Origin of the sequence: Lentzea sp. NPDC102401 (genome assembly GCF_044765805.1) — a bacterium.
In the GTDB taxonomy this organism is placed as follows: Bacteria; Actinomycetota; Actinomycetes; order Mycobacteriales; family Pseudonocardiaceae; genus Lentzea; species Lentzea sokolovensis.
In genome coordinates, this window is sequence record NZ_JBIWKS010000021.1 from 91,064 (window position 1) to 112,795 (window position 21,732).

Sequence of the window (21,732 nt, forward strand, 5' to 3'; positions counted from 1 at the left end):
CCTCGTGAGACCCGCCGTCAAGAGTCCAGCCGGTTGTTTTGCCTGCCGGTTACTGTTGCGCGATGAGCAACTCCGACTCGGCAGCTCAGGTGCAGTCCGTGGACAGAGCCATCAGCGTGCTCGAACTACTGGCCCAAGGTGAGGCCGGTATCACCGAAATCGCTGGTGAGCTCGGTGTGCACAAGTCCACGGTGTCCAGACTCGTCTCCGTGCTGGAGTCGCGTGGCCTTGTGGAGCAGCTCGGTGAAAGAGGCAAATACGCCATCGGTTTCGGGGTCGTCCGCCTGGCCGGAGCCGCCACCGGACGGATGGACCTCACCAAGCTCGGCCAGCCCGTCTGCCAGACCCTCGCGGACACGTTCGGCGAGACCGTCAACATCGCCGTGCACGACGCCGGCGTCGCCATCAACATCACCCAGGCCCGCGGCTCCGCGGCCGTCTCAGCCGTGAACTGGATCGGCCAGCGCACACCTCTGCACGCCACCTCGTCCGGCAAGATCCTGCTCGCGTACCTGCCGGACGACGAACGCAAGCGGCTGGCGTCGTTGCCGCTCGACGCCTACACCGAGAACACGCTCGTGGATGCCGCACGACTGCTCTCGGAACTGGAGGAGGTCGCGTCGCAGGGGTACGCGGCGTGCTTCGAGGAACTCGAACTCGGTCTGCACGCGGTGGCCGTCCCGGTGCGCGGGCATCGCGGCGAGGTAGTCGCGGCGATGAGTGCTTCCGGTCCGTCGTACCGGTTGTCGCGGGAACGGGTCGATCAGATCGTGACGACGATGTCGTCGGCGGCGGCGGATCTCTCGGCCCAGCTGGGCTACTTCGCGGGCTGATCCCACCAGGGGGTCCAGGTCCAGTCGGCGACGTCCGGCCAGGAGGTGCGGAGGCGTTCGGCGAGCGTGCCGCCGAACGCCACCGTCGACTCGTGCGAGGCGTACGCGATCCAGTCGAGCGTGTCGTCGGTCCAGATGCCCTCGGCGCCGGTGTAGGCCGGTGTGAACTCGTCGAGGTCCAGCAGACAGCCGGGGTCGCCGTGCTCCCGGATCTCGACGACCCGGCGCAGGCCCACGTCCTGGAGGGCCTCGCGGACCAGTTCGAACCCGTTGCCGTCCCACATCGCGGCCGAGTCGACCACGAGCACGTCCCGCGGCACGTCCTGGGTGATCAGCGGATGCCACATGGTCCGCTGCGTGCCCCACCGGTCAGCCAGCCTGCGGCGCCACCCCTCCACCTCCTCGTCGCTGAACACGCGCCGGTAGGGCAGCGGTTCGACCACGAGGTCCTTCGCGGCCAGCCAGCTCTTGACCGACGAGCGGAACAGGTCGCGTTCCGCGGCTGTCGCCTCCGCCTCGATCGAGTCGAGATCGGTGGTGAAGACCGAGTGCGCCGACGTGGCGGCGGCGAGAGCGGCGGCGAGCCGGGCGGGCGGCGGCAGGTCGTCGGGGTCCAGGCGTTCGACCTCTCGCAGTATCGCGGCCACCACGTTGTACCGGGGGAAGATCCGCTTCTCCTCCTCGGAGTAGCTGCCGAAGCGGCTCCGGTCGGCGTGCGGGAGAGCGTCGTACTCGGCGTGCAGCTTCCCGTTGCGGCTCATCAGGTACCTGCGCGCCATCGTGTGCAGGGTCGTCGACTCCATGCCCGATTGTGCGGTGCATGTCCGTTCGCGCACACCCGGATTCCTCGATCGCGCGAACGGCGGTATTGACAGCCGGACCCGCTGGCCGCAACTTGTTGCAGATAGCGGAACGAGTTCTGTCACTCGCAACTGCGGCGAAGGGGTGTCCTGATGCCTGGTGAAGTGCCTCGCGTGGTGCTCGTGGGGGCGGGGATCGTCGGATGCGCGCTGGCCGACGAGCTCACCGACAGAGGCTTCACCAACGTCACGGTCCTCGACCAGGCTCCGGGCCTCGCGGTCGGCGGGTCCAGCAGCCACGCCCCTGGCCTGGTCTTTCAGACCAACTCGTGCCGCAGCATGACCGCCTTCGCCCGCTACACGGTCGAGAAGTACACCGCTCTGGGCTGCTTCGACCAGATCGGCGGCCTGGAGATCGCCACCAGCCCCGAACGGCTCGCCGACCTCTCGCGCAGGCACGGCTGGGCCACGTCGTGGGGCGTGCGGAGCCGGCTGATCGACGCCGACGAGGTCGCGCGCCTGCACCCGTTGCTGGACCGGGAACAGCTGCTCGGCGGGTTCCTGATCCCGAGCGACGGCCTCGCGAGGCCCGTTCAGGCCGCCGAGATCCAGGCGCGGCGGGCGATCGAGCGCGGGGCGAAGTTCGAGTTCGGGCAGAAGGTCGTCGCCGTCGAGACCGCGGGTGACCGGGTCACCGGGGTGCGGACCGAGTCGGACGTGTTCCCGGCCGACGTCGTGGTGTCGTGCGCCGGCATGTGGGGGCCGGTGCTGGGGGAGATGGTCGGGCTGACCGTCCCGCTCGTGCCGATGGCGCACCAGTACGTGTTCACCGGCAACGTGAACGCTGACGCGGAAGCGCTTGCGCGGCAGCCGATCCTGCGGCATCAGGAAGCTGATCTGTACTTCCGCTCGCACGGCCAGGCGCTGGGTATCGGCGCGTACGGGCATCGGCCCATGCCCGTCGCCGCCCAGGACATCACCGGCTCGGAACTGCCGTTCACCGAGGAGGACTTCAAGGCGTCGTGGGAAGCGGCCGTCGAGCTGATTCCCGCGCTGGCCGAGGCAGGGGTCGAGCGCGGGTTCAACGGGCTGTTCTCGTTCACCAGCGACGGGATGCCGTTGCTGGGCGAACATCCTGGCCTCAAGGGGTTCTGGGTCGCGGAGGCGGTGTGGATCACGCACTCCGCCGGGGTTGCGCGGTCGATGGCCGAGTGGATCGTCGACGGGCAGCCCGAGCTGGACCTGCACTCGAGCGACCTCAACCGGTTCGAGCAGGTGCAGCTGGCGCCGGACTACGTGCTGGAACGCAGCTGCCAGAACTTCGTCGAGGTCTACGACGTGCTGCATCCGTTGCAGCCCATGGAAAGTCCGCGGCCGCTCCGCACGAGTCCGTTCTACGGCAGGCAGCAGGAGCTCGGCGCGTTCTTCCTGGAGGCGTCCGGCTGGGAGCGGCCGCACTGGTACGAGGCCAACGCCGATCTGCCCGAGGTGGCCGAGGTGCCCGCACGGGGTGAGTGGGCGAGCCGGTTCTGGTCGCCGATCTGCGGTGCCGAGGCGTTGGTGACGCGCAAACGGGTCGCGCTGTTCGACATGACCCCGTTGAAACGACTGGAGGTCAGCGGGCCGGGAGCGCTGGAGTTCCTGCAGCACATGACGACCAACAACCTCAACCGCAAGCCCGGTGCCGTCGTCTACACGCTGCTGCTGGACGAACAGGGCGGTGTGCGCAGCGACCTCACGATCGCGCGCCTCGACGCGACGACGTTCCAGGTCGGCGCGAACGGCAACCTCGACCTCGACTGGCTCACCCGGCACGCGCCGGAGGACGTGTACGTCAAGGACATCACGGCCGGAACGTGCTGCATCGGCCTGTGGGGGCCGCTGGCCCGCGATCTCGTCGACGACATCTCGCACACCCTGGACACGCGGAAGGGGTACTTCACCGCGCAGAAGGCGTTCATCAAGAACGTTCCGGTGACCGCGCTGCGACTGTCCTATGTGGGCGAACTCGGCTGGGAGCTCTACACCACCGCGGACATGGGCCCGAAGCTGTGGGACACGCTGTGGGAGGCCGGGCAGCGGTACGGGGTCATCGCGGCCGGGCGCGGCGCGTTCAACAGCCTGCGCCTGGAGAAGGGCTACCGGTCGTGGGGCACTGACATGACGACCGAGCACGACCCGTTCGAGGCGGGGCTCGGGTTCGCGGTGCGTCAGGACAAGGAGTTCCTCGGCAAGGGATCGCTGCACAACCTGACCTCGACCAAGAAGCTCACCTGCCTCACGATCGACGACCCGCACAGCGTCGTGCTGGGCAACGAACCCGTGTTCCACCAAGGAGAACCGGTCGGTTACGTCACCAGCGCCGCCTACGGGTACACGACGGGCCTCAACATCGCCTACGCGTGGCTGCCCAGCGAGATCGACGACGAGGTCGAGATCGAGTACTTCGGCCAGAAGGTCAAGGCCCGCCCGGCACCTGAGCCGTTGTTCGATCCCGAGATGAAGCGGCTCCGAGGATGACGTACGACGTCATCGTCATCGGGCTCGGCGGCATGGGCAGTGCCGCCGCGTACCGGCTCGCCCAGCGCGGGAAACGGGTGCTGGGGCTGGAGAAGTTCACGCCCGTGCACACGCACGGGTCGAGCCACGGCGGGTCGCGCATCACGCGGCAGGCCTACTTCGAGGACCCCGCCTACGTGCCGTTGCTGCTGCGCGCCCACGAGATGTGGGACCAGATCGAACGGGACAGCGGCGAGCACGTCTTCCACCGCGTCGGCGGAGTCATCGTCGGCGATCCGGCCAGCGGCGCCATCACGGGTAGCCGGGCGAGCGTCGAGCAGTTCGGTCTGAAACACGAGCTGCTCGACGCGTCCCAAATCCGCGAGCGCTTCCCCGGGATGCGTCCGGCGGCGGACGAGATCGGGCTGTACGAACCCGGCGCGGGCTTCGTCGTGCCGGAAGCGGCCGTGCGGGCTCACCTCGCGCTCGCCCAGCAGGCCGGTGCCGACCTGCACTTCGAAGAGCCGGTGATCAGCTGGGGGGAGGGCGGAGTCACCACGACTCGTGCGGCGTACGAAGCCGAGCACGTCGTCGTGTGTCCCGGCCCGTGGGCGCCGGAGTTGGTGGGGGATCTGGGAATCCCGTTTGAGATCGAACGTCAGGTGCAGTTCTACTTCACCCCGGACGGCGACTTCCGCGACCACCCGATCTACATCTGGGACCGCGCGGACGGCACGAACTTCTACGGCTTCCCCGAGCACGACGGCGCGGTGAAGGTCGCGTTCCACAGCGGCGGGCGGATCTGCACGCCCGAGAACATCGACCGCACGGTGCACGCCCACGAGGTCGAGGCGATGGCCGCCGCGACCAGGCCACCGATGCCCGGCCTCGCCGGCACCTTCCAGCGCGCCGCGACCTGCATGTACACCAACACCGCCGACCGGCACTTCGTCATCGCCCGCGAGCGCGACGTGACCGTGGCGTGCGGCTTCTCGGGGCACGGCTTCAAGTTCGTGCCCGTCGTCGGCGAGATCCTCGTCGACCTCGTGATCGACGGGGCCACGCGGCACCCGATCGGCCTTTTCGACCCTGCTCGCCTGAGAGGCAGAGAATGACCGGCAGCCTGATCTCCACCCTTGAGGGCCGCTACTACACCGATCCCGCGATCTTCGCGCGGGAACAGGCGGCCATCTTCGAGAAGATGTGGTTCTGCGCGGTGAAGTCGGGCGATCTGCCGAACGCCGGCGACTTCCGCACGGTGCAGGTCGGGCGGGAGAGCGTGCTCATCGCGCGTGACCGCAAAGGCGGCCTCAACGCGTTCCTGAACGTCTGCAGGCACCGCGGCGCGCGTATCTGCGTCGACGAGGCCGGGAGCGTCAAACGGGCGTTCCAGTGCCCTTACCACGCCTGGACGTACGCGTTGGACGGCAACCTGATCGCCGCACCCAATCTCACCTCAATGCCGGACGTCGACCGCGTTGCGTACGGACTGACGAAGGTGCATCTGCGCGAATGGCTCGGCTACGTGTGGGTGAACCTCGCCGAGGACCCGCCGAGCTTCGAGGACGACGTCCTGAGTGCCGTCACCGAACGCCTGGGCTCGCTGGAGGGCATCGACGGGTACGAGATCGACCAGTTGTCCGTGGGCAAACGAATCGTCTACGACGTCAAGGCCAACTGGAAGCTCATCATCGAGAACTTCATGGAGTGCTACCACTGCGCGACGATCCACCCCGAGCTCACCGAGGTGCTGCCCGAGTTCGCCGACGGCTACGCGGCGCAGTACTACGTCGGGCACGGCGCCGAGTTCGGTGACGAGATCAGGGGTTTCACCGTCGACGGCAGCGAGGGATTCGAGAAACTCTCGGCGCTGGAAGAGGAACGCGACAGGAAGTATTACGCCATCACCATCAAACCGCAGGTGTTCATCAACCTCGTGCCGGACCACGTGATCCTGCACCGGATGTACCCGCTGGCGGCGGACCGGACGATCGTCGAGTGCGATTGGCTCTACGCCAAGGAAGTCGTCGACACCGGCCGTGACGTCTCTCGCTCGGTCGAGCTGTTCCACCGGGTGAACGAGCAGGACTTCGAAGCCTGCGAGCGATGCCAGCCCGCGATGGCCTCACGCGCCTACGCGCAGGGCGGAGTGCTGGTGCCCTCAGAGCACCACATCGGCGGATTCCACGCGTGGCTCGTCCAGAAACTGGAATCAGCCGACTAGGGGATCGACTGCTCACCCGTGCACGGCGAAAGCTGGCACGGGTGATGGAGCAGACGGACTTCTTGCTCCCGGACGGGGAGCACGAACACCTGCGCCGCATCCGGCTTCTGGCCGAGCGCGCGCAACGGACGGCGCACAACCGGTCCAACCTCGTTGGGCCACCGCCGTCGCAGGAGCACCTGGACATCCTCGCGGAGATCAGGAAACTCACCGACGAGATGACCACGCCCAGAACAGCCAGACGGGCCGAGGCGTTGCCCCGGCCCGCCAGACCCGCGGACGACCTCGTCGTCCCGGGGAAGATCTGACTGTCAGCGGCGCTGGCCGCGCACCATCTTCACGAGACCCTTCATCGTCTCCTCCAGTCCGGAGCCGAACGGGTTGTCGTGCACCAGGTAGGTCCACGTCGAGCTCGGGCGCTTGACTCCGGCGTCGGCGAGGTCGTAGCCGTCGTCGGTGATCTTGGCCGCCTCGTACTTCTCCCTGGTGAGCTCCCAGGACTCCGGCACGATCTTGTTGAACGCCGGGATGGCCTCGCGGTGGAACTCGTCCAGCGGGTTCTGCCGGGCCAGCGCGCGCAGGTGGATGCCCTCGCGCAGGTCCGACAGGAACGTCAGGTGGTGCGTCCACAGGTCGTCGAGGAAGAACAGCGTGATCTTGCGGGCGGCGTCGGCGGCGATGTCGTCCGGAGCGCCTTCCTTCTCGCCGAGCTTCTCGAACGCCGCGTCCGTGCGCAGCACCACGTCGCGGTGCTTGAGCAGCAGGTCGCGCTGGTGCTCGATCAGCTTGTTGTAGCGCCACGTGTTGCGGTGGATCTCCAGGTTCACGCCCTCGGCCACGCGCTGCGCGTGCTCGAAGGTGTGCAGCAGGCCCTTGTCGTGCACCCGGCCGTCGTTGTCCACTTCGGACGGATCCTCGGCGTCCGGCGCGTACTGGGTGATCAGGTCGTCCTGCATGGACGAGAAGAACACCGAGCCGCCGGGGTCGCCCTGACGTCCGGCGCGGCCGCGCAGCTGGTCGTCCAGGCGCGACGACGAGTGGCGTCCCGAACCGATCACGTACAGGCCGCCCAGTTCGGCGATCCGGTCGTGGTCCTCGCCCTCGTGACCACCCAGGCGGATGTCCGTACCGCGACCGGCCATCTGCGTGGAGACCGTGATGCGCTGGTACGAACCGGCGTCCGCGATGATCGACGCCTCCTCGGCGTCGTTCTTCGCGTTGAGCACCACGCACTCGATGCCTGCGGCGCGCAGCTTCGAGGAGATCCGCTCCGACTCGGCGACGTCCAGCGTGCCGACGAGGATCGGGCGCCCGCTCTCGTGGGCGGTCTTGATCTCCTCGACGATCGCGTCTTCCTTCTGCTCCAGCGTCGCGTAGAGGCGGAAGTGCTCGTCCTCGCGGATGTTCTCCTTGTTCGGCGGGATCACGAGCACCTCGAGCTCGTAGAACTCCCGCAGCGTCTCGGCGACGGCGACGGCGGTACCGGTCATGCCGCAGCGCGTCGGGTAGCGCGACAGCAGCGCCTGTACCGTCATCGAGTCGAGGATCTCGCCCGACTCGGTCGTCTGCACGTTCTCCTTGGCCTCGACCGCGGCCTGCAGGCCGTCCGGCCACCGCTGCAGCTTCGCGACACGGCCCCGCGTGTCGTTGATCAGGTGCACCTTGCCGTCACGCACGATGTAGTCGACGTCGCGGTGCAGCAGCACCTGCGCGTGCAGCGCGACGTTCACCTTCGACAGCGTGGAGGTGACGTGCTCCTGCGAGTACAGGTCGATCTCGCCGAGCGCGCGCTCGACGGCCTCGGACCCCGCACCCGTGAGGAAGACGTTGCGCTCCTCGTCGTCGATCTCGTAGTGCAGCTCCTGCCGCAGCCGCTTCACCAGGTCCGCGATGACGGGGTCGGCCGCCTCCGCGCTGGTGGAGCCGGCCAGCACCAGCGGCACGCGCGCCTCGTCGACGAGCACCGAGTCGGCCTCGTCGATGAGCGCGACCTCGGGCTCCGGCACGATCAGGTCGTCGGGGCTCGTGACGATCCGGTCGCGCAGGATGTCGAACCCGATCTCGCTGACCGGCGCGTACGTGATCTCGCACTGGTAGGCCTCGCGGCGCTCCTCGGCCTTCGAGCTGCCGTTGATCCAGCCCACGGTGACGCCGAGCAGCCCGTACAGCGGCCCCATCCACTCCGCGTCGCGCTGGGCGAGGTAGTCGTTGACGCTGACCACGTGGACGCGCTTGCCCTTGATCGCGAACCCGGCCGCGGCCATGGCGCCCGCGAGCGTCTTGCCCTCACCGGTGGCCATCTCGACGACGAGGCCGCTCAGCATCCCCAGCGCACCCAGCACCTGCACGTCGAACGGCCGCTGCCCGATGGCGCGCTCGGCGGCCTCCCGGGTCAGCGCCACGAGCTCGGTGTCCGTGCTCTCCTCGCGCAGCTTCTCGGCGTGTGCCGCCAGCTCCTCGTCGCTGAAGGCCTTGAACGTCTCGGCGTGTTTGTCCACGTCCGAGAGCAGGGCCTGGAACGGGGCGAGGTCGACGGACCCCGGTTTCTGCGCGAACCTGCGCATCCGCTGCTTGAAGCGCGCCATGAGAGTGGTCACGACGCGCCAACGTACGGCATCGGCCGGAGGTTCCGCAGAGGTCTTGACTGTGAAGGCCCGATTTGTCTCTTAGATCGGGCCTTCACAGCCTCTGATCAGGCCCGTTCCGGCTGGTGCGTCTCCGGCAGCTTGATCACCGACACCAGCGTGCACAGGCCCATGAGCAGCAGGAACGCCGACACGGACATCGAAGTCCCGGTCGCGCCCAGCAGTGCCGTCATGACGAACGGTGTGCCGCCGCTGACCAGGATCGACGCCAGCTGGTACGCGAGAGAGGCACCCGAGTACCGCACGTGCGGCTCGAACAGTTCACCCAGGTAGGCGGCGATGGGGCCGTACACGAGAGAGGACGCGATGCCTCCGACCGTGGACGCGACGAACATCAACACCAGCGAGCCGGTGTCCACGAGCAGGAAGTACGGGAACGCCCACACGATCATGCCGACGGTGCCCGCGATGATCAGCGGACGGCGCCCGAGGCGGTCCGAGGCGTGGCCGGCCCAGAGGATGACCGGGATGCTCACGATGGACGACAGCAGGCTGACGATCAGCACGGACTCGCGGGCGAGGCCGAGCGTGGTGGTCGCGTAGGACAGGACGCCCGCGATCGACACGTAGAAGATCGCGTTGGAGGCGAACATCAGGCCCGCGCCGAGCAGGATCGGCTTGCGGTGGGTGCGCAGGACCTCCGTCAGCGGGGCGGCGGCGACGGCTGGCTCGGTCGCACGGCGTTCCTTCAGCTCGCGGAACACCGGGCTGTCCTCGACCTTCAGCTGGATGAACAGCACTACCGGGAACAGCAGTGCCGACGCCAGGAACGGCACGCGCCAGCCCCACGACGCGAACGCCTCCGGTGAGAGGGACGTCGTGGCGCTGATGAAGGCGACGTTGCCCAGCAGCACACCGATCGGGACGCCGGCCTGACCGAACGTGCCCGCGAAGCCGCGCTTGCGCGGGCCCGCCGTCTCGGTCAGCAGCAGGACCACGCCGCCCCACTGACCGCCGACCGCGATGCCCTGCAGGAACCGCAGCAGCACCAGCAGCAGGGGCGCGCCGACGCCGATGGACGCCGTGGTGGGCAGCAGACCGATGAGGAACGTGGCCGCCGCCATCAGTCCGAGGCAGATGACGAGGGCCGGTTTGCGGCCGACCCTGTCGCCGACGTGGCCGAAGACCAGGCCGCCGAGCGGGCGCGCGACGAAGCCCGCCCAGAACGTGCTGAACGACAGGAGCAGCGCCACGATCGGCGATGCCTCCGGGAAGAACAGCTTCGGAAAAACCAGTGCCGCGGCGGTCGCGTAGATGAAGAAGTCGTACCACTCAAGACTCGAACCGACGAGTCCGGCTGCCATGAGCCGGCGTAAGGTCTTCTGTTCCGCAGGGGCGACGCTGACCACGGATTCTCCTCACCACGTGTCGATGAACGGGCGTTTCTTCCCTTGAGAACGGGAAGTTGCGGGGGCCAGCGCCGTGGTGATCCAGCGGCGGGTCTCGGCCGGGTCGATCACGTCGTCGATCTCGAAGACCGAGGCGACGTTGAGGGCTTTGCCGTGCTCGTAGGCCATCGCGACCATCTGGTCGTAGCGCTGCTTGCGCTCGTCAGGGTCTGCGATCGCCTCGAGCTCTTTCTTGAAGCCGAGTTTGATGGCGCCTTCGAGCCCCATCGGGCCGAACTCGCCGGTGGGCCAGGAGATCGCGAACTGCGGGACCTTGAGGCTGCCCGCCGCCATGGCCTGGGCGCCGAGACCGTAGGCCTTGCGGAGGATCACGAGTCCAAAGGGGACGGTGAGGTTGGCGCCCGTCACGACCATGCGGGTGAGATGGCGGACGGTGGCGGTGCGTTCGGCGTCGGGACCGACCATGAACCCCGGGGTGTCGCACAGGGAGACGACCGGGATGTCGAACGCGTCGGCGAGTTGGAGGAAGCGGGCGCACTTGTCGGCGGCGTCGGCGTCGATGGCGCCGCCGAGGATCTTGGGGTCGTTGGCGATCAGGGCGATCGGGCGGCCTTCGACGCGGATGAAGGCGGTGACGATGGCCTTGCCGAAGCCGCTGCGGAGTTCGAGGACCGAGTCGGTGTCGGCGAGGGTGGTGATGAGGGCGCGGATGTCGTAGGCGCGCAGGCGGTTCTCGGGGACGGCGTGGCGGAGGAGGCGCTGGTCCGCGCAGGACCAATCGGCCGACGTGCCCTGGAAGTACGAGAGGTACTTCTTCGCCACGGCCACGGCTTCTTCTTCGGACCCCACCGCGATGTCCACGACGCCGTTGGGCACCTGCACGTCCAACGGGCCGATGTCCTCCGGGCGGAACGCGCCGAGGCCGCCGCCCTCGATCATCGCCGGCCCGCCCATGCCGATGTTCGCGCCCTCGACCGCGATGATCACGTCGCACGTGCCGAGCAGCACCGCGTTGCCCGCGAAACACCGGCCCGCCACCACGCCGATCAACGGCACCTGGCCGCTGAGCTGCGCGAACGCGTGGAACGAGCCGCAGTCGAGTCCGCTGACCATGCTGTGGTCGGTGTCGCCGGGACGTCCTCCGCCACCCTCGGCGAACAGCACCACCGGCAGGTTCTCCTGCTGCGCCAGTGCGAACAGCCGGTCCTTCTTCTGGTGGTTGCGCAGGCCTTGGGTGCCGGCGAGCACCGCGTAGTCGTAGGACATCGCCACGACCCGTGCGCCGTTGACCACGCCGATGCCTGCCACAAGACCGTCGGCGGGCGTGCGTTCGATCAGGTCTTCTAGCGACCGGCGCTGGCGTTGGGCGGCGATCGCGAGTCCGCCGTATTCGACGAACGACGTGCACAGGTCCGCGATGTTCTCCCGCGCGGTCCGGCCACCCCGGGCGTGTCGCCGAGAGGCGGCCTCAGGGCGGTCGAAGTCGTGACGCGCCAGCACCTCGGCCAGATCCGGCCGAACCGACTCCAGATCCACCTCGGCGACGTCCTCAGTGGACTCGCCCACGCCGGAAGCCAGCACCTGGCCCTCGGACACGGTGTCGCCCACCGACACCAGCACGTCGCCGGACACCCGCACGACGTGCTGCATCTTCATCGCTTCCAGCACCACGGAGTCCGCCGAAACAGCCACCACCGTGCCCGCCAACGGAGCCCGCATGCCCGAAACGGGCTCCTCGACCACGAAGTCGGTAGGAGCGCCGACGATGTCGCGCGCGAGCAACGAGCGGAGGAACTCCAGGTTCGTCGAGACCCCCTCCACCCGGAACTCGCCCAACGCCCGCCGCGCCCGGTTCAGCGCCACGTCCAGGTCCTCGCCGTGCACCACGAGCTTCGCCAGCAACCCGTCGTAGCGCGTCCCGACCCGGTAGCCGACGTACCCGTGCGTGTCGACGCGGACGCCCGGTCCGGCCGGCAGCCCGAACGACGTCAGCACACCGCCCGAGGTCTGGTTCAGCCGCACCTGCACGGCCGCACCGCGGTCGCGAGGCGTGAAGTCCACGTCGCCGCCCCAGGCGAGCAACAGCTGGGTGCGCACGAGGTCCACTCCGGACACCATCTCGGTGACGGTGTGCTCGACCTGCAGCCGCGGGTTGACCTCCAGGAACGCGAACGAGTCCCCGGACACCAGGAACTCGACGGTGCCGACACCCGTGTAGCCCGCCGCGACAGCCAGAGCGACAGCAGCCTCGTGCAGTGCCTTGCGCAGCAACGGGTCCAGCAGGGGAGCGGGCGCGATCTCCACGACCTTCTGGTGCCGTAGCTGCACCGAGCAGTCGCGGTCGCCGATCACCGACGTCCCGACGAGCTGCACCTCGATGTGCCGCGCGGAGGGCATCAACCGTTCGAAGTAGACGTCCCCGACCCCGAACGCCGCCAGTGCCTCCGCCTGGCACGCCTCGACCGCGGCATCCAACTCCTCGGCGGAGTACACCGCCCGCATGCCCTTGCCGCCACCGCCGGCGACCGCCTTCACCATCACCGGGAACTCGCCGGGCAGCGCGTCCAGCACCGGGATCCCCAGCGAGGAGGCCAGCTCCCGTGCTCGCCGTTTGTCACCGAGCAGTTCCAGAACGTCAGCGGACGGCCCGACGAACGCCAGTCCGCGCTCCGAACACGCCCGAGCGAACGCGGCGTTCTCCGACAGGAATCCCCACCCCGGATGCACAGCGACACACCCGTCGGCCGCGTCCAGGAGCTGATCCGCATCCAGGTACGGCGAGGGCCCGTGCAGTGCCACGGCACGGTCCGCGAGGGTCACGTGGAGCGAGGAAGCGTCGTCCTCCGCGTACACCGCCACAGTGCGTATCCCCAGGTCAGCTGCCGCGCGTAGGACACGCACGGCGACCTCACCCCGGTTGGCGACGAGCAGCAAGACAACCTCCTGAGCGACCGCTTAGTATGTGACGGCGGTCGCATGTTGCCATCTGAAGTGAACGGAAGTCCACACGGAACCGATCGGGGGGTTGAGGCGTCAACGGAACACTTCGCCGCAAACGGGCGATCCAGTTGGCAGACTCCCCGCAAACAGCAAGGGCTTCAGGAGGCCGCAGTGGTGTTCAAGAGGATGATGCGCGCGTTCGGCGTGGGCGGGCCGACTGTCGACACGGTGCTGACGAACCCCAACGTCAGGCCCGGCGAGGTGTTGTCCGGTGAGGTGCGCATCGCCGGCGGCGACCACCCGGCCGAGGTCGACCACGTCACGCTGGCGCTGCTCACCCGCGTCGAGGTCGAGAGCGGCGACAACGAGTACAACACCAACATGGAGTTCCACAAGTTCTCCGTGGGCCAGCGGATCATGATCGCGCCGCACCAGAACCTCTCGCTGCCGTTCCAGATCCCGGTGCCGTTCGAGTGCCCGATCAACGTCGTGGGCGGCCAGCAGTTGCACGGCATGCAACTCGGCCTGCGCACGGAGCTCGAGGTCCGCGGCGCCATCGACCCCGGTGACCTCGACCCGATCTGGGTGCACCCGCTGCAGTCCCAGGACGCCGTGCTCCAGGCGTTCGGGCACATGGGCTTCCGCTTCACCAAGGCGGACAACGAGCAGGGCCGCATCCACGGCGTGCCGCAGCAGCTGCCGTTCTACCAGGAGATCGAGTTCTACCCGCCGCCGCAGTTCGCGGGCCGCGTCAAGCAGGTCGAGCTGACGTTCGTCACGACGCCGGGCGAGCTGCACGTCATCCTGGAGGCCGACAAGCGCGCCGGGCTGCTCCGCGCAGGTGGTGACGCGTACGGCCGGTTCGCCGTGTCGCACCAGCAGGCGATCGGCACGGACTGGACCGCCACGATCAACCAGTGGATGAGCCAGGTCTCCGGCAGTCGCTGGTAGTCATCGGCACCTGGGTGTACCGCTCGCCGATCTCGAGCTGCGGATCTTGCCGGGTGACGGGATGATTTTCCCGAGATCCCCGAGTGCATCGGGGTGTAGCGGGAGGAGGCGTCCGTGACCATCGAGAGCATTCTCGGCGCGCTCATCATCGGTCTGATCCTGGGCTTGCTCGGCAAGCTGTTCGCACCGGGCAAGCAGGCCATCCCGATCTGGCTGACCCTTCTGGTCGGCATCGCGGCCGCGTTCATCGGGTCGTGGATCGCGCGGCTGCTGGGCGTGGAGGACACGCCGGGCATCGACTGGATCGAGGTGATCGTGCAGATCGTCGTCGCCGCGATCGGTGTTTCGCTCGTGGCCGGTGTGTACGGCAGGAAGTCGGTCAGGTAGGTCGGACCATCCTCAGGACGAGGTCGGCGTACATCGCGCCGATCTCGTCCGGGGTCCGCTTCCCGCCCGGCTGGTACCAGCGGGCGACGTCGATGCACAGCGACAGCACCGCGAGGGTCGCGCCCTTGAGGTCGGGGACGTCGAACACGCCCTCTTCGATCCCGTCCGCGATGTAGGCCCGCATCTGCTGCTCGATCTGCCGGCGCAACTCCGCCACCTGCTCGTGGTGTTCGGGAGAGAGCGCGCCGAGCTCGTACTGCACCACCCGCGCCGTCGTGTGGAACTCCGCGTGCCACCCCGCGAACGCCGCCACCGCGTTCTTCAACCGCTCGACCGCACTGTCGCCCTGAATGCTCGACAGCAGCGCGAGCGACGTCTCGTGGCCGACCAGCGAGATGTTGAACAGAAGCTCCTCTTTGGACCGGTAGTGGATGTACACGGCCGCGGGGGACATTCCGGCCAACGAGGCGATGTCCCGGGTCGTCGTGGCGTGATATCCCTTGCTCGCGAACGCCTGGACGGCCGCGATGAGCATCCGGCGGGCGGCGTCCGGGGTGACGGTGCGCCAGGTCTCGTCGAGCAGCGAGAACCCGTCCAGTCCGGTCGTCGTCATCGGGCGGCTCCTCGCGTGTTGACAGGTGATGGATCGTACTGCACGCTAAGCGGGCGCTTAGCGCTAAGCAACCGCTTAGTATGGAGGTAGTCGTGCAGCGGACGCTGTTCAACGAGGATCACGCCGCGTTCCGGGAGTCGGCGAAAGCGTTCGTCGAGCGCACGATCACGCCGAACGTCGAGAAGTTCATCGAGCAACGGGTGATCGACCGGGACGTGTGGCTGGAGGCCGGACGCCAGGGCCTGCTCGGGCTCGAGATCCCCGAGGAGTATGGCGGCAGCGGCGCGAACGACTACCGCTTCAATACGGTGTTCGCAGAGGAGCTGTGCCGGGTCAACGCCGCGGTGGCCTCGTCGCTGGGCATCCACGGCGACGTCGTGGCGCCCTACCTTGTCGACCTGTGCACCGAGTCGCAGAAGCAGCGCTGGCTGCCCGGCATGTGCACCGGCGAGATCAAGACCGGCATCGCGATGACCGAGCCGTCCGGCGGCTCCGACCTCGCCGCGCTGAAGACCAACGCCGTGCGCGACGGTGACGACTGGATCCTCAACGGCTCCAAGACGTTCATCACCAACGGCTACACCGCCGACATGATCGTCGTCGCGGCCCGCACCGACCCGTCCAAGGGCGCGCGCGGCATCACGCTGTTCGCCGTCGAGACCGGCATGCCCGGCTTCGAGCGCGGCCGCAAGCTCGACAAGGTCGGCCAGCACCCGTCCGACACCGCGGAGCTGTTCTTCTCCGACGTGCGCCTGTCCCAGGAGCACATGATCGGCGAGGAGGGCCAAGGCTTCATCTACATGATGGAACGCCTGCCGCAGGAGCGGATCGGTGGCGCCATCTCGAACCTGGCGCACGCGCAGGGCGTCTTCGACGAGACGCTGGAGTACGTCAAGGAGCGCAAGGCGTTCGGGCAGGCCATCGGCAAGTTCCAGCACAACAAGTTCCTGCTCGCCGAGCTGCGCACCAAGCTGGACGTCTCGCAGGCGTTCATCGACACGCTGACCATGCAGCACGTGCGTGGCGAACTGAGCCCCGTTGAGGCGGCGCAGGCGAAGTACTGGAGTGCCGACGTCGAGAACGAGGTCATCGACGCCTGCGTGCAGCTGCACGGCGGCTACGGCTACATGACCGAGTACCGCGTGGCCCGCGCCTGGATGGACGCCCGCGTCACGAAGATCTGGGCCGGTTCCAACGAGATCATGAAGGAACTCATCGGCCGCGACCTGGGCCTGTAGGAGGTTTTCCATGGCTGAAGCAGTCATCGTCTCCACCGCCCGGTCGCCGATCGGCCGTGCCCGCAAGGGTTCTCTGGTCTCGCTGCGCCCGGACGACCTGGCCACGCAGGTGATCTCGGCCGCGCTGGGCGACATTCCGGCGTCCGAGATCACCGACCTGCACCTCGGGTGTGCCGAGCCGCAGGACGAGCACGGCCAGAACATCGCGCGCCGCGTGGCCGTGCAGCTCGGCTACGACAACCTGCCGGGCACGACCGTCAACCGGTTCTGCGCGTCGTCCGTGCAGACCGCGCGGATGGCCTTCCACGCCATCAAGGCGGGGGAGGGCCACGGGTTCATCTCGGCCGGCGTCGAGTGCGTCTCGCGGTACATGCACGCGGGCGCGCCGTCGTTCAACCCGCTGTTCGACGTGGCGCAGCAACGGACGTTGGACACGGCTGCGTCCAACGCGCCGTGGACGGACCCGCGGCTCGACGGCGAACTGCCCGACTACTACATCTCGATGGGTCAGACGGCCGAGAACGTCGCGACGCAGATGGGCATCTCGCGGCACGACCAGGACGAGTTCGGCGTGCGGTCGCAGAACCTCGCGGAGAAGGCCATCGCGGACGGCTTCTTCGCCCGCGAGATCACGCCGGTGACCTTGCCTGACGGCACGGTGGTGTCCACCGACGACGGCCCGCGTGCCGGGGTGACGTACGAGGCGGTCTCGTCGCTGAAGCCGGTCTTCCGGCCGGAAGGCACGATCACTGCCGGCAACTGCTGCCCGTTGAACGACGGCGCGGCAGCTGTCGTGATCATGAGCGACGTGCGGGCACGTGAGCTCGGGCTGACCCCGTTGGCGCGCATCGTGTCCACGGGTGTCTCGGGTCTGTCGCCGGAGATCATGGGTCTCGGCCCCGTCGAGGCGACCAAGCAGGCGCTGGGCCACGCCGGTCTGTCCATTTCGGACATCGACCTGGTCGAGATCAACGAGGCCTTCGCCGTTCAGGTGCTCGGTTCCCAGCGTGCGCTGGGCATCGACATCGACAAGCTCAACGTGCACGGCGGCGCGATCGCGCTGGGCCACCCGTTCGGCTCGACCGGCGCGCGGATCATGACGACGCTGATCAACGGCATGCAGGCCCGCGACGCCCAGTTCGGCCTGGAGACGATGTGCGTCGGCGGCGGCCAGGGCATGGCGATCATCCTGGAAAGACTGAGCTGAAGGGCTTCTGGCGAAGATGGGAATCCTGGACAAGTTCCGCCTCGACGGAAAGGTCGCGATCGTCACCGGCGCCTCCTCCGGCCTCGGCGTCGCGTTCGCCAAGGGCCTCGCGGAGGCCGGCGCGGACGTCGTTCTCGCGGCTCGTCGCGCGGACAAGCTGAAGGACACGGCCGCACTGGTCGAGGCCACCGGCCGGCGCGCTCTGGTCGTGCAGGCCGACGTGTCGCAGCCCGACGACTGCCGTGAGGTCGCGCGGCAGGCGGCGGAGTTCGGCACCGTGGCGGTGCTCGTGAACAACGCCGGTGTCGCGTCGGCGGTGCCGGCTTCGCGGGAGACGCCGGAGCAGTTCCTCAGCGTCATGGACGTGAACCTCAACGGTGCCTACTGGATGGCGCAGGCGGCCGCGGCCGTCATGAAGTCCGGCGGCTCGATCATCAACATCTCCAGCGTTCTCGGCCTCGTGACCGGCGGTATCCCCCAGGCCGCGTACTCGGCGTCGAAAGCGGGACTGCTCGGTCTGACGCGCGACCTGGCGCAGCAGTGGACCGGGCGCAAGGGCATCCGCGTCAACGCGATCTGCCCCGGTTTCTTCGCCTCCGAGATGACCGACCAGTACCCGCCGGGATACCTGGAGAAGATCCAGGCGACTCTGCCATCCGGGCGAATCGGTGACCCGGAGGAGCTCGCTTCCGCCGTTGTGTTCCTGGCCTCACCGGCGGGCGGTTACGTTACCGGTGAGACGCTCGTCGTCGACGGTGGTGCCGTGATCGTCTGACTCCAGGGGGAGCCGTGCGGGAGCCCGAGTTCAAGGTTGTCGACCCGCGAAGACGGTTCCTGCTGTGGTTCGTCCCGCCGCTGGCGGTGTTCGTGACCGGGCTGGTGGTGCTGCTCATCTCAGGGCACATCACCGGCCCGTTCCGTTCTGTCACCGTGGTGCGGGCGTTGTTCGCCTCCAAGCGCGACTTCTTCCAGGACGAGCAGGTCAAGCGCATCCTGATGGCGCGCGGCTACCAGGTGCACGTGACGCCGATCGGCTCGCGCGACCTCGCGGACAAACCCGACCTCGACTCGTACCACTTCGTCTTCCCCTCGGGGCACGTGGCGAACGAGCACGTGAAGACCCGCCGGGCGGGCAAGCACGCGGTGCCGTACCGGCCGTTCTTCACCCCGGTCGTGCTCGCCACGTTCCGCGAGTATGCCGAGGCGCTCGTGCGAGCGGGTGCCGCGACACCAGCCGGTCAAGGTCCGCAACCGCTCTACTACAACCTCAAGATGGCCGAGTTCACGAAGCTCGCCGACAAGAGGTGGAGCGAATACGGTCTGACCAACGGCAACCGGGTCATCGCGCAGTCGCCGGACCCCTGCAAGGCCTACTCCGGCGCGACGCTCGTCGGTTTCTTCGCCACCGCCTTCGGTGACGAACCGCCGCAGACCGTCGAGGCCGCGGAGGAGCTGGCGCGGAAGGTCAAGCCGTTCGTCGACGCGCAGGGGCAGGCGGGCGAGGACATGGCACCGAAGTACTTCGTGCCGGAGGGCCGGACGCACGCCGTGATCGCGGTGATCTACGAGCACCAGTACATCGCCTATCAGTTGCGGCAGAAGACCTTCGACACCGAACGCGTGCTGCTCTACCCGGAGAAGCAGCACCAGAGCACGCCCGAGCTGATCTCGTTCACGCCGGAGGGCGACCGGATCGGCGAACTGATGATGAACGACCCGGACCTGCGGCGGCGCGCGGTCGAGCTGGGGTTCCACTCGCTGAGCTGGAACGGGGAGTCCGCCGACGACTTCGGCACCTACATCGCGGGCCGTGGTCTGCCGGAACCACCGGCGGGTGACAAGGGCAGGGTGGAGCTGCCCAAGGCGGAGCTCTTCGAGCGCATGCTCGACGTCGTCGGCGACTGCAAATGAGGGTGCTGGCAGCGATTCTGCTGCTTCTGCTGACCGCGTGCACGTCGAGCACACCTGAGCCGGTGCGCCTGAAGATGCTGGCGAGCACCGAACTGGCCGACCTCGGTCCGGTGCTGGCGGAGCTGAAGAAGGCCACCGGGGTCGAGCTGGCGGTGGAGCACCGCGGCACGGTCGAAGCCAGCAGGTCGCTCGCGGGCTTCGACCTGGCGTGGTTGTCCACCACCAGGTTCCTGCGGTTGCGGGGTGCCGAACCCGAGCTGGCGTCGAGCGTCATGACGTCCCCGGTGGTGCTCGGCGTGAAGCGCGGCAGCCGGGCCGTGCTGGGCGAGCGGCCGACGTGGGCGGACGTCGCCGACCGGGCCGCGCTGGGCCAGTTCCGGTACGGCATGGCCGATCCGCGGGTGTCGGGCGGTGGGATGGCCGCGTTGATCGGCGTCGCGACGGCGGCCGCAGGCACTGGAGCGCCGTTGCGGCCGGAGGACGTGAGCTGCGACCGCCTGCAGGGGTTCCTCGCGGGGCGGGTGTTCGACGTACCGGACCCCGTGGACGAGTTCGCTCGTCGGTCCGATGTGGACGGACTGGTCGCGCACGAGTCCGAGTTGTTGTCCTTGAACGCCTCCGGGCGTCTGGCGGAACCGTTGGAGATCGTCTATCCGCGTGACGGCATCGTGCTGTCGGACTACCCGCTGATGCTGGTCGAGCCCGCGCACCGGGCCGCCTACGACCGGGTCGTGGAATGGCTTCGGTCGCCGGACGCGCAGCGGATGATCGCCGAACGCACCTGGCGCCGGCCCGTCGAACCGTCCGTGGTGCGCAACGAGAAGCTGCGCGCCGACCTCGGCACCGCGCTGTACTTCCCGGACAGCCAGGAGGTGATCGACCGGCTGCTGCTGTTCCACGACCGCGCGGGCGAAGGCCGTCAGGTGATCTTCGTGCTGGACTACTCGACGTCCATGCGAGGCCCGCGGCTCGCCGGGCTGCGGGAGGCGTTCGCGTCCCTCAACGGCTTCGACCGCTTCTACGTCGGCGAGACGGTCACGATCGTCCGGTTCGCGGGCACCGTGCTGGAAGAGCGATCGGTCACCGTGCGCGGAAAACAGGACCTCGACGCGCTGCTGGCCGTCGTGGCGTCCGACGACCTGCGGGACAACACGGCGATCTGGGCCGCGCTGGACCACGCTTTGGGGTTGGCGCGAGGGGAGACGGCGGTCGTGCTGATGACCGACGGGGAGAACAACGCGGGGCCGTCGGTGAACGAGTTCCTTCGCGTTGGGCGAGGGGAAGTGCCGGTGTTCCCGATCCGGTTCGGCGAGGCCTCGACGGCGGAACTGGACCGGGTGGCGCAGGCGAGCGGCGGCCGTCTCGTGGAGGCCGGCGCGAAGTCGTTGCTGGAGGCGGTGAGAGAGATCCGTGGATGTCGATAGGACGCTCTGGTGGTCCGTCTCGTGGGGCTGGATCCTGCTGTGGGGCGCGACGCTGATCGCGCTGGTCGTGGTCGTCGCTCTCGGGTGGCGGTGGCTGCGGCGCCGTGAACCGGAACCCGAAGTGCCCGGTCTGCTGTTCTACGTGCACGGCCAGCGCATGATCAACCTGTGCAAGGTCGGCCGGTACGACGACGCGGTCACCCGGCAGTTCGTCAAGCAGATCACCGTCACCAAGAACGGCAAGCTGCAGGTCGGCCCCAGTGAGTTCGGCATCGGCGTGGACGGCTCGGTGGTCGAGCAGAACACCGACACCTACGAGAAACCGGCCACGGAGATCGACGTCATCGGCGTCGTGCTGGCGGGCCTGCGCGCGGGCCACGGCGTGGTCGACGTCGACCTGACGACGCGGACCATCACGGCAGACGAGTCGTGGCGGCGAGGAAAAGCCCGACGCCTCAACGACATCCGCGACTACGTCTCGCTGCACGGCCGGTTCGAGGTCGGCGACGGCGACGGCGCTGCGGTGCTGATCGCGCCCGTGGGCGAGCACCGGGTGCGGGTGGAGTGCGACCGGGAGAGCCTGCGCGACACGCTGCCACCGGGCCAGTTCAACGCGCGGTGCCTCGGCAAGGTCCAGTCGTGGAACGCGGCGACCGGCGAGATCGTGGTGCTGCCGGTCGTCGTATTCCAGTAGACGCGTGAGGGACGATC

At 68.3% G+C, this 21,732-nt stretch carries 18 protein-coding genes; 13 read left to right on the top strand and 5 right to left on the bottom strand.

The window, feature by feature from the left end; all coding sequences use genetic code 11:
- The first annotated feature begins 62 nt into the window (after positions 1 to 62).
- Positions 63 to 833, top strand: a complete 771-nt coding sequence (locus ACIRG5_RS45105) for an IclR family transcriptional regulator (RefSeq protein ID WP_402917047.1) — start codon at positions 63 to 65, stop codon at positions 831 to 833.
- On the opposite strand, the gene ACIRG5_RS45110 is transcribed toward ACIRG5_RS45105, so the two are convergent.
- A complete protein-coding gene (locus tag ACIRG5_RS45110) occupies positions 818 to 1,669 on the bottom strand; it encodes a hypothetical protein (protein WP_402917049.1) in 852 nt (283 codons plus the stop codon). The genes ACIRG5_RS45105 and ACIRG5_RS45110 overlap by 16 nt on opposite strands.
- 117 nt (positions 1,670 to 1,786) lie before the next feature.
- On the opposite strand from ACIRG5_RS45110, the gene ACIRG5_RS45115 reads away from it, so the two are divergent.
- The 4 genes from ACIRG5_RS45115 to ACIRG5_RS45130 are packed head-to-tail and all read left to right on the top strand — an operon-like array spanning position 1,787 to position 6,664.
- The gene (locus tag ACIRG5_RS45115) at positions 1,787 to 4,153 is read left to right on the top strand and encodes an FAD-dependent oxidoreductase (protein WP_402917051.1); all 2,367 of its coding nucleotides are present in this window, start codon (positions 1,787 to 1,789) and stop codon (positions 4,151 to 4,153) included.
- Complete coding sequence (solA, locus tag ACIRG5_RS45120) at positions 4,150 to 5,247, top strand: N-methyl-L-tryptophan oxidase (protein WP_402917052.1); 1,098 nt, start codon at positions 4,150 to 4,152, stop codon at positions 5,245 to 5,247. Before ACIRG5_RS45115 ends, solA begins: the two co-directional genes overlap by 4 nt.
- Positions 5,244 to 6,356, top strand: a complete 1,113-nt coding sequence (locus ACIRG5_RS45125; protein ID WP_402917054.1) for an aromatic ring-hydroxylating dioxygenase subunit alpha — start codon at positions 5,244 to 5,246, stop codon at positions 6,354 to 6,356. The genes solA and ACIRG5_RS45125 overlap by 4 nt, the downstream gene beginning before the upstream one ends.
- 44 nt (positions 6,357 to 6,400) lie before the next feature.
- Complete coding sequence (locus ACIRG5_RS45130; RefSeq protein ID WP_330278198.1) at positions 6,401 to 6,664, top strand: hypothetical protein; 264 nt, start codon at positions 6,401 to 6,403, stop codon at positions 6,662 to 6,664.
- A gap of 3 nt (positions 6,665 to 6,667) precedes the next feature.
- Here the strand turns inward: ACIRG5_RS45130 and secA2 are convergent, their stop codons facing one another.
- The 3 genes from secA2 to ACIRG5_RS45145 all read right to left on the bottom strand — a co-directional run bounded on the left by secA2 (position 6,668) and on the right by ACIRG5_RS45145 (position 13,284).
- Positions 6,668 to 8,953, bottom strand: coding sequence for an accessory Sec system translocase SecA2 (secA2, locus tag ACIRG5_RS45135; protein WP_402917056.1), 2,286 nt, complete (start codon positions 8,951 to 8,953; stop codon positions 6,668 to 6,670).
- Between the two features lie 95 nt (positions 8,954 to 9,048).
- A complete protein-coding gene (locus ACIRG5_RS45140) occupies positions 9,049 to 10,350 on the bottom strand; it encodes an MFS transporter (RefSeq protein WP_402917058.1) in 1,302 nt (433 codons plus the stop codon).
- Positions 10,351 to 10,359: 9 nt separating this feature from the next.
- Complete coding sequence (locus tag ACIRG5_RS45145) at positions 10,360 to 13,284, bottom strand: carboxyl transferase domain-containing protein (protein WP_402917060.1); 2,925 nt, start codon at positions 13,282 to 13,284, stop codon at positions 10,360 to 10,362.
- Positions 13,285 to 13,461: 177 nt separating this feature from the next.
- On the opposite strand from ACIRG5_RS45145, the gene ACIRG5_RS45150 reads away from it, so the two are divergent.
- Together ACIRG5_RS45150 and ACIRG5_RS45155 are read left to right on the top strand one after the other, a co-directional pair.
- Positions 13,462 to 14,241: a sporulation protein gene (locus tag ACIRG5_RS45150; protein ID WP_402917062.1), complete on the top strand. Its 780-nt coding sequence runs from the start codon at positions 13,462 to 13,464 to the stop codon at positions 14,239 to 14,241.
- Between the two features lie 114 nt (positions 14,242 to 14,355).
- Positions 14,356 to 14,628 carry a GlsB/YeaQ/YmgE family stress response membrane protein gene (locus ACIRG5_RS45155; RefSeq protein ID WP_402917064.1) on the top strand — a complete coding sequence of 91 codons (273 nt, stop codon included), beginning with the start codon at positions 14,356 to 14,358 and terminating at the stop codon, positions 14,626 to 14,628.
- Here the strand turns inward: ACIRG5_RS45155 and ACIRG5_RS45160 are convergent.
- The gene (locus ACIRG5_RS45160) at positions 14,621 to 15,241 is read right to left on the bottom strand and encodes a TetR/AcrR family transcriptional regulator (protein ID WP_402917066.1); all 621 of its coding nucleotides are present in this window, start codon (positions 15,239 to 15,241) and stop codon (positions 14,621 to 14,623) included. The two genes, ACIRG5_RS45155 and ACIRG5_RS45160, sit on opposite strands and share 8 nt — an antisense overlap.
- Before the next feature lie 92 nt (positions 15,242 to 15,333).
- Here ACIRG5_RS45160 and ACIRG5_RS45165 point away from each other — a divergent pair, with 92 nt between their 5' ends.
- The 6 genes from ACIRG5_RS45165 to ACIRG5_RS45190 are packed head-to-tail and all read left to right on the top strand — an operon-like array spanning position 15,334 to position 21,715.
- The gene (locus ACIRG5_RS45165; protein WP_402917068.1) at positions 15,334 to 16,479 is read left to right on the top strand and encodes an acyl-CoA dehydrogenase family protein; all 1,146 of its coding nucleotides are present in this window, start codon (positions 15,334 to 15,336) and stop codon (positions 16,477 to 16,479) included.
- A gap of 10 nt (positions 16,480 to 16,489) precedes the next feature.
- On the top strand, positions 16,490 to 17,686 hold the full coding sequence (locus ACIRG5_RS45170) for an acetyl-CoA C-acetyltransferase (RefSeq protein WP_402917070.1): 1,197 nt from the start codon (positions 16,490 to 16,492) through the stop codon (positions 17,684 to 17,686).
- Positions 17,687 to 17,702: 16 nt separating this feature from the next.
- The gene (locus tag ACIRG5_RS45175; RefSeq protein WP_402917072.1) at positions 17,703 to 18,461 is read left to right on the top strand and encodes an SDR family NAD(P)-dependent oxidoreductase; all 759 of its coding nucleotides are present in this window, start codon (positions 17,703 to 17,705) and stop codon (positions 18,459 to 18,461) included.
- A gap of 14 nt (positions 18,462 to 18,475) precedes the next feature.
- Positions 18,476 to 19,597, top strand: coding sequence for a hypothetical protein (locus ACIRG5_RS45180; protein ID WP_402917074.1), 1,122 nt, complete (start codon positions 18,476 to 18,478; stop codon positions 19,595 to 19,597).
- On the top strand, positions 19,594 to 21,021 hold the full coding sequence (locus tag ACIRG5_RS45185; RefSeq protein ID WP_402917076.1) for a substrate-binding domain-containing protein: 1,428 nt from the start codon (positions 19,594 to 19,596) through the stop codon (positions 21,019 to 21,021). Before ACIRG5_RS45180 ends, ACIRG5_RS45185 begins: the two co-directional genes overlap by 4 nt.
- The gene (locus tag ACIRG5_RS45190; RefSeq protein ID WP_402917078.1) at positions 21,008 to 21,715 is read left to right on the top strand and encodes a hypothetical protein; all 708 of its coding nucleotides are present in this window, start codon (positions 21,008 to 21,010) and stop codon (positions 21,713 to 21,715) included. The genes ACIRG5_RS45185 and ACIRG5_RS45190 overlap by 14 nt, the downstream gene beginning before the upstream one ends.
- Positions 21,716 to 21,732: the final 17 nt, after the last annotated feature.

Coding starts and splice junctions, on each gene's coding strand:
- ACIRG5_RS45105 (WP_402917047.1), top strand. CDS start 63: ATGAGCAACTCCGACTCGGCAGCTCAGGTGCAGTCCGTGGACAGAGCC.
- ACIRG5_RS45115 (WP_402917051.1), top strand. CDS start 1,787: ATGCCTGGTGAAGTGCCTCGCGTGGTGCTCGTGGGGGCGGGGATCGTC.
- solA (WP_402917052.1), top strand. CDS start 4,150: ATGACGTACGACGTCATCGTCATCGGGCTCGGCGGCATGGGCAGTGCC.
- ACIRG5_RS45125 (WP_402917054.1), top strand. CDS start 5,244: ATGACCGGCAGCCTGATCTCCACCCTTGAGGGCCGCTACTACACCGAT.
- ACIRG5_RS45130 (WP_330278198.1), top strand. CDS start 6,401: ATGGAGCAGACGGACTTCTTGCTCCCGGACGGGGAGCACGAACACCTG.
- ACIRG5_RS45160 (WP_402917066.1), bottom strand. CDS start 15,241: ATGACGACGACCGGACTGGACGGGTTCTCGCTGCTCGACGAGACCTGG.
- ACIRG5_RS45170 (WP_402917070.1), top strand. CDS start 16,490: ATGGCTGAAGCAGTCATCGTCTCCACCGCCCGGTCGCCGATCGGCCGT.
- ACIRG5_RS45175 (WP_402917072.1), top strand. CDS start 17,703: ATGGGAATCCTGGACAAGTTCCGCCTCGACGGAAAGGTCGCGATCGTC.
- ACIRG5_RS45185 (WP_402917076.1), top strand. CDS start 19,594: ATGAGGGTGCTGGCAGCGATTCTGCTGCTTCTGCTGACCGCGTGCACG.